Raw genomic sequence first — 12,243 nt, forward strand, 5'->3', positions numbered from 1 at the left:
GACCATGAAAACCGTGGGTACCACCAACAACGCGCCGCCCGAAGTCGGCGCCACCCTGCAGCGCCTGCGCCTGGCGCGCGGCCTGACCCTCGAGGACCTGTCGCGCATCGCGGGCGTGTCGAAATCGATGCTGTCGCAGATCGAGCGCGAAAAGGCCAATCCTACCATCGCCATCACCTGGCGTCTGGCCAATGCGCTGGGGGTCCAGATCGGCGAATTGCTGGCCTCGGAAACCCGCGAGGTCGAGGCCATCCGTGTGCTCGACGCCCACGAAACCCCGACCCTGCCCGGCACCCATGCCGGCTACACGCTGCGCATCCTGGGCCCGATGGAACTGGCCGGGCAATACGAATGGTATGAGCTGACCCTCGCGCCCGGCGGCGCGCTGGCCTCGCAGGCGCACGATCCGGGCACCAGGGAGCACCTGACGGTGCTCAACGGGTCGCTGGAGGTCGAAGTCGGGCTGGAGAAGCGAAAGGTCAAGGCGGGCGGGACGGCGCGGTATTCGGCGGACCAGGATCATGTGCTCAGGAATGCGGGCAAGACCGAGGCGAAGGCGCTCCTGGTGGTGGTGCACCGGTAGGACGCGTCGGCGCTTGCTTTGAACCGGTGGAGTCGGGACTCCACCCTACGACACCGAACCGCGCCCCGCGGGCAAGCGAAAGGGCCGGTCGAATCGCGAGATTCGACCGGCCCCTTTCATTGGCACCCATGAGGCGGCGATCGCTGCCCCATGGGTGCCCTTTCACGCCTTGCCTTACTTGCTGGCGACCGTCGCCGGCTCGTTCATCTTGAGCGCACGGCTCAGGAAGCCCCAGCGGTCGGCCACTTCCTCGATCTGCTTCGCGGTCGGCTTGCCGGCGCCGTGGCCGGCCTTGGTGTCGATGCGGATCAGGACCGGGTTGCAGCCGGCTTGCGCGGCCTGGGCCGCGGCCGCGAACTTGAAGCTATGCGCAGGCACCACGCGGTCGTCGTGGTCGGCGGTGGTGACCATCGTCGCCGGATAGCTGGTGCCGGGCTTCAGGTTGTGCAGCGGCGAATACTTGACCAGGGCCTTGAACTCGTCCGGGTTGTCCGCCGAGCCGTAGTCCGAGGTCCAGGCCCAGCCGATGGTGAACTTGTGGAAGCGCAGCATGTCGAGCACGCCGACCATCGGGATCGCCGCGCCGAACAGGTCAGGACGCTGGGTCATCGCCGCGCCGACCAGCAGGCCGCCGTTGCTGCCGCCGCCGATCGCCAGCTTCGCCGGCGAGGTGACCTTGTTCGCCACCAGCCACTCGGCCGCGCCGATGAAGTCGTCGAACACGTTCTGCTTTTGAAGCTTGGTGCCGGCCTGGTGCCAGGCTTCGCCGTACTCGCCGCCGCCGCGCAGGTTGGCCACGACATACACGCCGCCCATTTCCATCCATGCCAGGTTGGCCGGCGAGAAGCCCGGGGTCATCGAGATGTTGAAGCCGCCGTAGCCGTAGAGGTAGGTCGGGTTGCTGCCGTCTAACTTGAGGCCCTTCTTCGAGACGATGAACATCGGCACCTTGGTGCCGTCGCGGCTCGTGAAGAACTGCTGGCGCGTCTCGTAGTCGGCCGGGTTGAAGTCGACCTTCGGCTGGCGGAACACGCTGCTCTGGCCCGTTTTCAGGTTCAGTCGGTAGATCGTGGTCGGCGTGGTGAAGCCGGTGAACGAGTAGAAGGTCTCGGTTTCGCCGCGCTTGCCCGACAGGCCGCCGACGGTGCCGATGCCCGGCAGCGCGATCTCGCGCACCGGCTTGCCCTTGAGGTCGACCACCTTGACGACGCTGCGCGCGTCTTTCAGGTATTCGAGTACCAGCTGGTTGTTGATGATGTCGGCGCCGGCCAGGGTATCGGCGCTCTCGGGCACGATTTCCTTCCAGTTCGATTCGGCAGGCTTGCTGATGTCGATCGCGACGATGCGCTTTTTCGGCGCCTTGCGGTCGGTGCTGAAGTAGAACACGGTGCCGACGTTGTCGATGAAGGTGTAGCCGGCGTCGAAGTTGTCGACCAGGTCGACCACTTTCGAGTCGGGCCTGGACAAGTCCTTGTACGAGACGCGGTATTTCGGCGCGGTGCCCTTGGTGGTCGTGATGATCAGGTAGCGGCCATCGTCCGTGGTCTGGCCGCCGAAGCCCCATTCCTTCTGGTCGGCGCGGTCGTAGACCAGGGTGTCGGCGCTCTGCGGCGTGCCGATGCGGTGATAGTAGAGCTTCTGGAAGTAATTCACGTCGGCCAGCTTGGTCGCTTCCTTCGGCTCGTCGTAGCGGCTGTAGAAGAAGCCCTTGCCGTCCTTGGTCCAGGCCGTGTTCGAGAACTTGACGAACTTGACATGGTCGTCGAGGTCCTTGCCGCTCTCGATGTCGCGCACGCGGATCTCGTTCCAGTCCGAGCCCGAGGCCGCCGTGCTGTAGGCCAGCAGCTTGCCGTCCGGGCTCACTTCGGCGCCGGCCAGGGCGACGGTACCGTCGGCGGCCAGCTTGTTCGGGTCGAGCAGCATGCGCGGCTCGTCGCCCAGGTTCTTCAGCGTGTACAGCACCGACTGGTTCTGCAGGCCGTCGTTACGGGTGTAGAAGTAGCGGCCGCCGTCTTTCGAAGGCACCGAGTAGCGCTCGTAGTTCCAGAGCTTGGTCAGGCGCTTGCGGATCGCCTCGCGCTGCGGGATCTGGCCGAGGTAGCCCTGGGTCACCGCGTTCTGGGCGTCGACCCACTGCTTGGTCTCGGCACTGTTGGCGTCTTCCAGCCAGCGGTAGGGATCGGCCACCGTCGTGCCGTGGTAATCATCGGTTTGTGCGACCTTCTGGGTGACTGGGTAAGTCACTTGCGAACCCGGCGTGCAGGCGGCCGGGGCGGCAGCGTGCGCGGCGCCGAAAGCCGCCATCAGGGCGACGGCGAGCGTTGCATGTCTCATGTGCATATTGTTCTCTACTGTGGTCAAGATGAGTCGTGATGGGGCAAATGTGCCGAGGGGCATCATAGCGCGAAACCCGGCGGGTGGCGATATTGACGCTGGGATGCGGCCTGGGTCGGAAGGCGCGTGTATGGTACGGGCGTAGGGTGGTCGGCTACACCCGGGGGCATGCGCATCCTGCGACTCTGACGCCGCCCACGCGTTCAGCCAGCCCCGGAAACCTCGCGTCGTTTCACACGTTCGTTGAACGCGTGGGCGGCGCTAAGGCAGCGGGATGATCCGCTTGCCGGGTGGAGCCGACCACCCTACCCTACCGCTGGTGGCTCATGCGCCATTTGTGCGACAGGTCGAGCGCCCAGCCGATCTCGGACGGGCTCAGGCGCCGCGCGACGATGGTCTTGTTGACATTGGCGGTGGCGTCGCCGCCCTCGGCCGCGAGCAGCATCCACATGTAGGCGCGCACCGGGTCGCGCGCGACGCCGAGGCCGCTGCCGTACATGCCGCCGAGGTTGTACTGGGCCAGCGCGTGCCCCTGCTCGGCGGCCTGCTCGTACCAGTACACGGCGGTGCGGTCGTCCTGGGCCACGCCCTGGCCGCTGGCGTACATCACGCCCAGGTTGTTCTGCGCGCTGGCGTCGCCCTGCTCGGCGGCGAGGCGATACCACTGGGCGGCCCGGACGTCGTCCTTCTCGACGCCCTGGCCGTTGGCATAGATGACGCCGAGGCTGAACTGGGCATTCGCCGCGCCCTGCTCGGCCGCGCGCCGGTACCATTCATAGGCGTGCTTCGGGTCGGGATCGGTGCCGCGACCGAGCGCATACATGTTGGCCAGGTTGTACTGGGCGCCGACGTGGCCTTGCCCGGCCGCGCGCGTATACCAGTCGAGGGCGCGCGCCTCGTCCCTCTCGCCCAGTACATGAGCGCGGCCGTTGGCGAACATCGTCCCGAGCCGGAACTGGGCTTCGCGGTCGCCATGGCCGGCCGCGCGCTGCAGCCAGGCGACGGCGCGGCGCGGGTCGGCGCGCACGCCCTGGCCCTCGTCGTAGGCGATGCCGAGTTCGCGCTGCGCGCCCCGCTCGCCGGCCGCCGCGGCCTTGCGCAGCCAGTACAGGGCCTGCTGGTCGCTGGCGTCGACGCCCTGCCCGCGCTTGTACATCAGGCCCAGGTTGAGCTGGGCCGGGGCGTCGCCCTGCAGCGCGGCCTTGCGGAACCAGGCCATGGCAAGCGGATAATTGATCGCTGCCCCATTGCCGTACAGGTAGCATTCGCCGAGCTGGTTCTGGGCGCCGGCCATGCCCTGCTCGGCTGCGCGGTAATACCACGACAGCGCGCGCTCGGGATCGACGGCGACGCCACGCCCCTCGCGGCACATGTGGCCGAGGTTCTGCTGGGCCGAGGCATCGCCCTGCTCGGCCGCGCGCCGGAACCAGCGCGCCGCCTCGATGTCGCAGCGCTGCACGCCGCGGCCGTGGTAATACATGGCGCCCAGGTGGTTCTGGGCGAAGGCCAGGCCCTGCAGCGCCGCCATGCGCAGCCAGCGCACGGCCAGCGCATCGTCGCGCGGCACGCCGTTGCCCTTCTTGTACATCAGGCCAAGGTTGAACTGGGCATAGGCGTTGCCGCGCTCGGCCGCCTCGCGGAACCACAAATAGGTCTGCTGGCTCTCGTTCTGGAGCTTCTGGCGGTTCATGCTGTTCCCCCTGTTGGGACGTCGGCCTGGAAACGGCGGCGGCGCCCGAAGAATGTCGCACATCAGGGCGCCGGCACCGCATCAGCTGCGGGCGGCCGCATTGCAAGCGGCCTCATAAGTATTAGCAAAATTCTAATGAAAACGATGCTGCGCAGGTTTGACTGCGCGCAATCGTGCAGGGGGCACGGAGTGGCGCCCCTGTGCTCAAGCCGGCTGTGCGGCGTTTTTTTCGGCTGCGTACTTGCCGAGGTAGCCGTGCACCTTGGCGGCGGCCAGCTTGTTGACCGACACCAGCAGGTCGGGCGTCACCTGCGCCAGGCCGTAGGACGATCCCAGATGGCGGCCGATGTGGATCAGCACTTCGGCCGCCACTTCGGCATCGGCCTCGGCGCGGTGGGCCGCGCTGCGGAAGGCGATGCCGAGCTGGCGCGACAGCTGGCCCAGCTTGTAGCTCGGCATGCCGGGAAACACCCGGCGCGACAGTTTCAGGGAACAGACCAGGCCGACGTGGCCGCAGGCGCGCCCCAGGCGTTCGCTTTCCGCCAGCAGGAACTTTTCGTCGAAGCTGGCGTTGTGGGCCGACAGCGTGTCGCCGCCAATGAAGTCGAGCAGCTCCGGCACCACGGTGCGCGCCGGCGGGGCCGCATCGACCATCTCCTGGGTGATGCCGGTCAGCCCGGTGATGAAGGCCGGGATGCGCGCGCCGCAGTTCACCAGCGAGACGTAGCGCTCGGTGACCCGTCCGCCCTCGATGCGCAGCGCCGCCACCTCGGTGATGCGGTCGCCCATCGCCGGGGACAGGCCCGTGGTCTCGAAGTCGAGCATCACGATTGGTCGTTCGAAGATTGTCATGCCGTCCCTTTTAACGGAATTTGCGCAGCGCGTCCAGCGCCAGGCCAGTGCCGATGCTGCCGAAGCGGTCGCCCTCGACCCTGCGCGCGTCCGGCACCAGGGCGCCGATGCGCTCGCGCAGCAGGCCGACGCCACTCGAGCCGCCGGTGAAGAACACGGTGTCGACCGCGCCCGGGGCCACGCCGGCATCGTCCAGCAGGCGCAGCACGGTGGCGTCGATGCTGCCCAGCAGTTCGCCGATGGCCTGCTCGAAGCTGCCGCGCTCGACCAGCAGGCTTTCCGGCGGCGCCAGGCGCTCCAGCTCGAGCGTCACCGCCGCGCTGTCGGACAAGGCGATCTTCGCCGCCTCGACCTGCATCGCCAGCCAGTGGCCGGCGCGCTCGTCGATCAGGTGCTTCAGGCGCGCCAGCTTGGCCGGTTCGCGCGCGTCGCGCACCAGCTCGTCGAGCTGGCCGATGCTCTTGCGGGTATAGGCCTGGTTGATCGTGTGCCAGGTCGCGAGGTTGAAGTAATAGCTCGACGGGATTTCCGCACCCGAGCGCAGGCTGCTGCGGTAGCCGAGCAGCGGCATCACCGAGGCCAGGCTCAGGTATTTGTCGAAGTCGGTGCCGCCGATGTGCACGCCACCGGTGGCGAGGATGTCCTCGCGCCGGTCGGGCTTGCCGGCGCGGCCCGGTCCCAGGCGCACCAGCGAAAAGTCCGAGGTGCCGCCGCCGATGTCGGCGATCAGGACCAGTTCCTCGCCCCCGATCTGCGACTCGTAGTCGAAGGCGGCGGCGATCGGCTCGTACTGGAAGGCGACTTCGCGAAAGCCAACGCTCCTGGCGACCTCGGCCAGGGTGTCCTGGGCCAGCTGGTCGGCCGCGGGATTGTCGTCGATGAAGAACACCGGGCGGCCGAACACGGCGTGTTCGAAGGGGCGGCCGGCCTGCTCCTCGGCGCGGCGCTTGACCTCGCCGATGAACTGGGCCAGCAGCAGGCGGAACGGCAGCGCGCGGCCGCCGACCTCGGTCTGGCCGTCCATCAGGCTGGTGCCGAGCAGGCTTTTCAGCGAGCGCATCAGGCGGCCCTCGTAGCCGGCCAGGTAGTCGGCCAGCGCCGCGCGGCCATAGCGCACCTCTTCGTCGTCGGCGTTGAAGAACACCACCGACGGCAGGGTCGGCTTGCCGTCTTCGAGTGCCAGCAGGGAGTGCGCCGCCGGGCGCGCCAGGCCGCCAGGATGGCTGCCCGCACCGATCCAGCCAACCGTGGAATTCGACGTACCGAAGTCGACGCCGCAAGCGTTCGTCATGTGTGCCTTTGCCCGAGGGCTCGTTCAGAAGGGGCGAGATCTTACCAGAATCCAGTTTCCATGGCGAACGGACAGAAGCCGGCGTTGCGCGTCCGTCACGCGCGGCGGGCCGCGCCCGCCTTGGCTATACTGAAAGTACCCGAGTCGCGGCCGGCGCGTGCCGGACCCAACGCGTAACCGATGCCATGAGCCAGTACTGGATACTGAAACGCAATTGTTCGCTGACGCCGCGCCAGTCGGGCGCCGTCTATGCCCTGCTCTGCACCGCGTCCTTCGGCATTGCCCTGGTATTCCTGCTCCAGGGAATCTGGATCGTGCTCGCCTTTGCCCTGCTCGAAATGCTGGCCGTCGGGCTGGCGCTGCTGCATTACGCCCGCCACGCGCTCGACGTGGAACGCATCGCGCTGCTTGACGGCTCGCTGGTGATCGAGCGTGTCGATGCCGGCCGCCGCGAGGAAATCCGGCTCGACCCGATCCGCTTGCGCGTGCTCGCTCCGGCGCCGCGGGTCCAGAAGCTGATCCGGCTCGAATCGCGCGATGTCATCGTCGAGATCGGCCGCTACGTGTCCGAACCGATACGGGCCCAGGTCGCCCAGGAACTCAACCGGGCGCTGCGCTCCCATCCGGCCCGCTTGCGTTTCTAGAAATGTTGTCTTCCATGTAAGTTTCTTCTTACAGCGACACGGCGACGCAACCGATAGTTGTTTTCTATCTCCCCTCGCATAATGCTCTATTAACGAAATCGCCACGCGCGACTGACGCGAGGGCAATAGAGGGGACTTCACACACATGAGCAACACACTGGAGGGCTTTGCCATCGTCACGCACGGCGGCGCCGGCGAGCCGCTGGACCTGGCTGACGGCTGCGAACGCGCGGCACGGCGCGGGCGCGACAAGATGCGCGAAACGGGCGACGCCCTGGACGCGGCGATCGCCGCCGTGCTCGTATTCGAGGAAGACGAGCGCTTCAATGCCGGCACCGGCTCGGTGCTGTGCCTGGACGGGGCCACGATCGAGATGGACGCCTCCATCATGGACACCCGCGGCCGCCTCGGCGCCGTCGCCGGCGTGCGCGACGTGCGCAATCCGATCCTGCTGGCGCGCGCCGTGGCCGACACGCCGCACGTGCTGCTCGCCGGCGAAGGCGCCGACCGCCTGGCGCGCGCCCTGGGGCTGGAACCGGCCCGGCCGATCCGCGCCAGCCAGCGCGACAAGCACGCCAGGGTGCTCAAGGAGCTGGCCGGCTCGGTGCCGATGATGCCGGGCATCGACAACCGCATGTTCGAGCGCTTCTGGAATTACAAGACCCCTTTGCAGCTGCCGCCCAGCGCCGCCCACGACACCGTCGGCGCCGTCGTGCGCGGCCCGGACGGCCACTTCGCGGTCGCCGGCTCGACCGGCGGCTCGGCGCCCTCGCTGCTCGGGCGCGTGGGCGATACCCCGATCATCGGCAGCGGCTTCTATGCCGGGCCGCTGGGCGCGGTCGCCGCCACCGGCATCGGCGAGCACATCATCCGGCACCTGCTGGCGCGCACCGTCTACGGCTGGATCGAACAGGGCGTGCCGCTGCAGCAGGCGCTGCAGCGCGGCATCGACCTGATCGACAAGGACGCCGACACCGGCCTGATCGCCGTCACGAGGACCGAAGCGGCTTCCTGCAGCAATACCCACATGCCAACTGGAATCATCGAAGAATAATATGCAAACAGAACAACAGCAGCGCGGCTCCCATGGCCACCTCGTCATCATCGGCGGCCACGAGGACCGCCACCACGGCAAGGCCATCCTGAGCCGCTTCGTCGAGCTTGCCGGCGGCCCGCAGGCCCGTATCGTCGTCATCACCGCCGCCAGCAAGGTCGCCGACGAGATGTGGGAGCAATACGACAAGGCCTTCGCCGACCTCGGCGTCAGGCAGTGCTTTCACCTCGGCCTGGAAAGCCGCCAGGACGCCAACGACGAAGCCAAGGTCCGCATGGTGGCCGAGGCCGACGGCATCTTCATGACCGGCGGCGACCAGAAGCGCCTGCTGGCCATCATCGGCGGCACCGCCCTCGACGCCGCGATGCACACCGCCCTCAAGGTGCGCGGCGCCTGCATCGGCGGCACCAGCGCCGGCGCCTCGGCCATGTCGGGCCACATGCTGGCCCAGGGCAAGACCGACCTGCTGCCGGAAAAAGGCGCGGTCAGCCTGGCCGCTGGACTCGGCTTCTTGCACCGCGTCGTCATCGACCAGCACTTCTCGGAACGCCAGCGCCTGTCGCGCCTCTTGTCGGTGGTGGCCCAGAACCCGTATTTGCAGGGCATCGGCATCGACGAGGACACCGCCTTGGTGGTCGAGCGCGGGCGCGGCATCGAGGTGCTGGGCGAAGGCTCGGTCACCGTGGTCGACGGCCGCACGATGGACACCAACATGGCCGACATCCGCGACCACGCCACGCCCGAGCTGATCGACGTGCGCCTGCACCTGCTGCCCGCCGGCAGCCGCTGGTACCTGCCGAGCGAGGACGCGCCGCAGGCCAGGCCGATGTCGCCGTCGCTGCGCGATTTTTTAGAAAATGTCACGAAACGGAACCCGATCTCATGAAAATCCTCGAAAAGCGCTTCTTGCGCGGCCCGAACCTGTTCAATCCTGCTCCCTGCCTGATGGTAGTCCTCGACGACGGCGCCGGGTCCGCCGGCCCCGCCCCTGCGGCCGGCCTCGGCGCGCGCCTGCTGGCCCTGCTGCCCGGCCTGCCGCTGGACGCTTCGGCGCGCCTGGCCAGCCTGGCCAGCCCGCTCGACGCGGTCGAACCGGTCGTCATGGAGCTGCAGCGCCTGGCCGGCGCGCCCGCCGAATTCAGCCAGACGCTCGCGGTCCCGCGCAAGCCGGGCGCGCGCCGCGCCGTCTGCGGCTACCGCACCGAGCAGGTCGCGGCCCAGGCGCTCGAGCTGGCGCTTGCCACGATCGACGCGCTGGCGCGCGGCGAAGAGGTCGACATCGGGGCCGATGTCGCCGCCCTGCAGGAGACGGCCGAGGACTACGCGATCGGCACCAGCACCGGCGCGGTCGTCAACGCGGCGATCCGGCGCGGCATCCCGGCCCTGCGCATCACCGACGAGGCCAACCTGTTCCAGCTCGGCTGGGGCAGCCGCCAGAAGCGCCTGCAGGCGACCATCACCGGCGCCACCAACTCGATCGCGGTCGGCATCGCCAGCGACAAGCAGCTGACCAAGACCCTGCTCGAGCAGGCCGGCGTGCCGGTCCCGGGCGGCGCCACCGTCACCACGCTCGCCGCGGCCCAGCGCGTTGCGCGCAGCCTGGGCGGCCCGGCCACCATCAAGCCGCTCGACGCCAACCAGGGCAAGGGCGTGACCACCACCTGCAGCACGCCGGAGGAAGTCGAACGCGCCTTCGAACACGCGCGCCGCTACGGCCGCCACGTGATCGTCGAGGCCTTCCTGGCCGGCCGCGATTACCGCGTGCTGGTCACCGGCAACAAGGTCGCGGCCGCCTCCTGGCGCCGTCCGCCCTGCGTCACCGGCGACGGCAGCGCCACGGTGCGCGAACTGGTCGAGATCGAAAACCGCAATCCGGCGCGCGGCGACGGCCACACGAACATCCTCACGAAAATTCCGATGGACGAGCTGGCGGCGGCCACGCTGGCGAAACAGGGTTACGACTTCGACGCCATCCTCCCGAGCGGCGTCTCGGTCGACCTGCGCGGCAACGCCAACCTGTCCACCGGCGGCACCGCCGAAGACGTGACCGACCTCCTGCCCGAGGAAACCCGCGACATCTGCATCCGCGCCGCCCGCACCATCGGACTGGACGTGGCCGGCATCGACATCATCTGCCGCGACATCGCGCTGCCGCTGCGCGAACAGGGCGGCGGCATCATCGAGGTCAACGCCGCGCCCGGCATCCGCATGCACCAGTACCCGAGCCGCGGCACCCCGCGCGACGCCGGGGACGCCATCGTCGAGGCGCTGTTCGGCCAGGACGACGGCCGCATCCCGGTGGTCGCGATCACCGGCACCAACGGCAAGACCACCACCTCGCTGCTGATCGCCCACGCCGCCCGCCTGTCGGGGCTGCGCACGGGCGTCACCACCACCGAGGGCGTGTACATCGGCGGGCAGCGCATCAAGGAAGGCGATTGCACCGGCTACCACTCGGCGCGTACCCTGCTCAGCTCGCCGGAAGTCGACTTCGCGGTGCTGGAAACGGCGCGCGGCGGCATCCTGAAACGCGGCCTGGCCTACGACCGCTGCGACGTGTCGGTGGTGCTCAACGTCTCGAGCGACCACCTGGGCCTGGACGGCATCGAGACCGTCGACGAGCTGGCGCGCGTGAAGGCGGTCGTGGCCCAGCGCGCGTCGCGCGCCGTGGTGCTCAACGCCGAAGACGACTACTGCGTGGCCATGGCAAAGGAGCTGGCGGCGAACGTCGAGGTGCTGTATTTCGCGCTCGATGCCGACAACCCGGTGCTGCTGCGCCACCTGGAGCGCGGCGGGCGCGGCGTCTACCTCGAGGACAATACCGTCGTGCTGGCCACGGGCGCGGGCCACGAAGCCCTGCTCGACGTGCGCCAGATGCCGGTCACCCTGAACGGCTGCGCGCGCTACAACATCGCCAACGCGCTGGCGGCGACCGCCGCGCTGGCCGCGAGCGGCTTCGGCAATGCCGAGATCGTGGCGGGCATGCGCAGCTTCGTCTCGGACAGCAAGCACAACCCGCTGCGCTCGAACCTGTTCGACATCGACGGCGTCACCGTGATCGTCGATTACGCGCACAACTGCGCGGCCTACGCGGCCTTGGCAGAGACCGCGCGCGCGATGACGCCCGGCCGCGTGGTGGGCGTGGTGGCCGCGCCAGGCGACCGGCGCGACGCCGACCTGGTCGACATCGGCCGCACCTGCGCCGCCGGCTTCGACGACCTGGTGATCTACGAAAGCGAGAACCGCGGCCGCGCCGCCGGCGAAGTCGCCGCCCTGCTGACCCAGGGCGCCCGCCTCGGGCGCATCGCCGCCGACAAGCTCTCCTGCGAACTGAACGTGCACCGGGCAATCCGCCGCGGCCTGGCCATGTGCCAGCCCGGCGACGTGCTGGTGTTCGGTTGCGGTTCCTCGATCTCGGAGCTGACCGAGGCGCTGCGCCCGACCCGCCCGGAGCTGGCGCAGCGGATCGAAGCCGAAGCGGTGTGATCCCGCATTCGGGATGATCAAGGCGGCCCTCACGGGCCGTTTTTTGTTTCCGATCCGCTTGCGCGCGGCGTAGGGTGGGCTCCGCCCACGCGCTACGGCGGCCGAGCATCGATTGCGCGAGAGCCAGCGCGCTCCCAAGCAAACGGAAAAATAAAGGCGCTGTTCGCGTTAAGTGTGGAAATGCCGCGCGTCGCACACTGGGCGTCGCGTGCTCAGCCTCCCACCCCAAGCGCCGCGAGCAGCAAGGCCTCGGGGGTGGCGATCCGCTGGCCGTCGAGCGCCCAGCGCCAGCCCAGGTAGTTGTCCAGG

9 protein-coding genes are annotated in these 12,243 nt (G+C 68.7%); 5 read left to right on the forward strand and 4 right to left on the reverse strand.

The window, feature by feature from the left end:
- The first annotated feature begins 4 nt into the window (after nucleotides 1–4).
- The gene (locus ACFPAH_RS13540) at nucleotides 5–583 is read left to right on the forward strand and encodes a helix-turn-helix domain-containing protein (RefSeq protein ID WP_379746128.1); all 579 of its coding nucleotides are present in this window, start codon (nucleotides 5–7) and stop codon (nucleotides 581–583) included.
- 174 nt (nucleotides 584–757) lie between these two features.
- Here ACFPAH_RS13540 and ACFPAH_RS13545 read toward each other — a convergent pair whose 3' ends face one another.
- From ACFPAH_RS13545 to ACFPAH_RS13560, 4 genes are all read right to left on the reverse strand, one after another.
- On the reverse strand, nucleotides 758–2,923 hold the full coding sequence (locus ACFPAH_RS13545; protein ID WP_379746131.1) for a prolyl oligopeptidase family serine peptidase: 2,166 nt from the start codon (nucleotides 2,921–2,923) through the stop codon (nucleotides 758–760).
- Nucleotides 2,924–3,227: 304 nt separating this feature from the next.
- Entirely contained in the window at nucleotides 3,228–4,607 is a 1,380-nt protein-coding gene (locus tag ACFPAH_RS13550; protein WP_379746133.1) for a tetratricopeptide repeat protein, read from the reverse strand.
- A gap of 204 nt (nucleotides 4,608–4,811) precedes the next feature.
- The gene (locus tag ACFPAH_RS13555) at nucleotides 4,812–5,459 is read right to left on the reverse strand and encodes a PolC-type DNA polymerase III (protein WP_379746136.1); all 648 of its coding nucleotides are present in this window, start codon (nucleotides 5,457–5,459) and stop codon (nucleotides 4,812–4,814) included.
- Between the two features lie 10 nt (nucleotides 5,460–5,469).
- Complete coding sequence (locus ACFPAH_RS13560; protein WP_379746139.1) at nucleotides 5,470–6,750, reverse strand: Hsp70 family protein; 1,281 nt, start codon at nucleotides 6,748–6,750, stop codon at nucleotides 5,470–5,472.
- Nucleotides 6,751–6,935: 185 nt separating this feature from the next.
- On the opposite strand from ACFPAH_RS13560, the gene ACFPAH_RS13565 reads away from it, so the two are divergent.
- The 4 genes from ACFPAH_RS13565 to cphA all read left to right on the forward strand — a co-directional run bounded on the left by ACFPAH_RS13565 (nucleotide 6,936) and on the right by cphA (nucleotide 11,934).
- Nucleotides 6,936–7,394, forward strand: coding sequence for a DUF2244 domain-containing protein (locus ACFPAH_RS13565; protein WP_379746141.1), 459 nt, complete (start codon nucleotides 6,936–6,938; stop codon nucleotides 7,392–7,394).
- 145 nt (nucleotides 7,395–7,539) lie between these two features.
- Nucleotides 7,540–8,448 (forward strand): isoaspartyl peptidase/L-asparaginase, encoded by a 909-nt coding sequence (locus tag ACFPAH_RS13570; RefSeq protein ID WP_379746144.1) that lies wholly within the window; start codon nucleotides 7,540–7,542, stop codon nucleotides 8,446–8,448.
- A gap of 1 nt (nucleotide 8,449) precedes the next feature.
- Nucleotides 8,450–9,334 (forward strand): cyanophycinase, encoded by an 885-nt coding sequence (locus tag ACFPAH_RS13575; RefSeq protein WP_379746147.1) that lies wholly within the window; start codon nucleotides 8,450–8,452, stop codon nucleotides 9,332–9,334.
- On the forward strand, nucleotides 9,331–11,934 hold the full coding sequence (gene cphA, locus ACFPAH_RS13580) for a cyanophycin synthetase (protein ID WP_379746150.1): 2,604 nt from the start codon (nucleotides 9,331–9,333) through the stop codon (nucleotides 11,932–11,934). The genes ACFPAH_RS13575 and cphA overlap by 4 nt, the downstream gene beginning before the upstream one ends.
- Nucleotides 11,935–12,243: the final 309 nt, after the last annotated feature.

This window comes from Massilia sp. GCM10023247, assembly GCF_042653325.1.
Taxonomy (GTDB): domain Bacteria; phylum Pseudomonadota; class Gammaproteobacteria; order Burkholderiales; family Burkholderiaceae_D; genus Telluria.

What these genes read in the sequence shown, in the direction of transcription:
- ACFPAH_RS13540 (WP_379746128.1), top strand. Translation starts at nt 5, where the DNA reads ATGAAAACCGTGGGTACCACCAACAACGCGCCGCCCGAAGTCGGCGCC.
- ACFPAH_RS13560 (WP_379746139.1), bottom strand. Translation starts at nt 6,750, where the DNA reads ATGACGAACGCTTGCGGCGTCGACTTCGGTACGTCGAATTCCACGGTT.
- ACFPAH_RS13545 (WP_379746131.1), bottom strand. Translation starts at nt 2,923, where the DNA reads ATGCACATGAGACATGCAACGCTCGCCGTCGCCCTGATGGCGGCTTTC.
- ACFPAH_RS13575 (WP_379746147.1), top strand. Translation starts at nt 8,450, where the DNA reads ATGCAAACAGAACAACAGCAGCGCGGCTCCCATGGCCACCTCGTCATC.
- ACFPAH_RS13565 (WP_379746141.1), top strand. Translation starts at nt 6,936, where the DNA reads ATGAGCCAGTACTGGATACTGAAACGCAATTGTTCGCTGACGCCGCGC.
- ACFPAH_RS13555 (WP_379746136.1), bottom strand. Translation starts at nt 5,459, where the DNA reads ATGACAATCTTCGAACGACCAATCGTGATGCTCGACTTCGAGACCACG.
- ACFPAH_RS13570 (WP_379746144.1), top strand. Translation starts at nt 7,540, where the DNA reads ATGAGCAACACACTGGAGGGCTTTGCCATCGTCACGCACGGCGGCGCC.
- ACFPAH_RS13550 (WP_379746133.1), bottom strand. Translation starts at nt 4,607, where the DNA reads ATGAACCGCCAGAAGCTCCAGAACGAGAGCCAGCAGACCTATTTGTGG.
- cphA (WP_379746150.1), top strand. Translation starts at nt 9,331, where the DNA reads ATGAAAATCCTCGAAAAGCGCTTCTTGCGCGGCCCGAACCTGTTCAAT.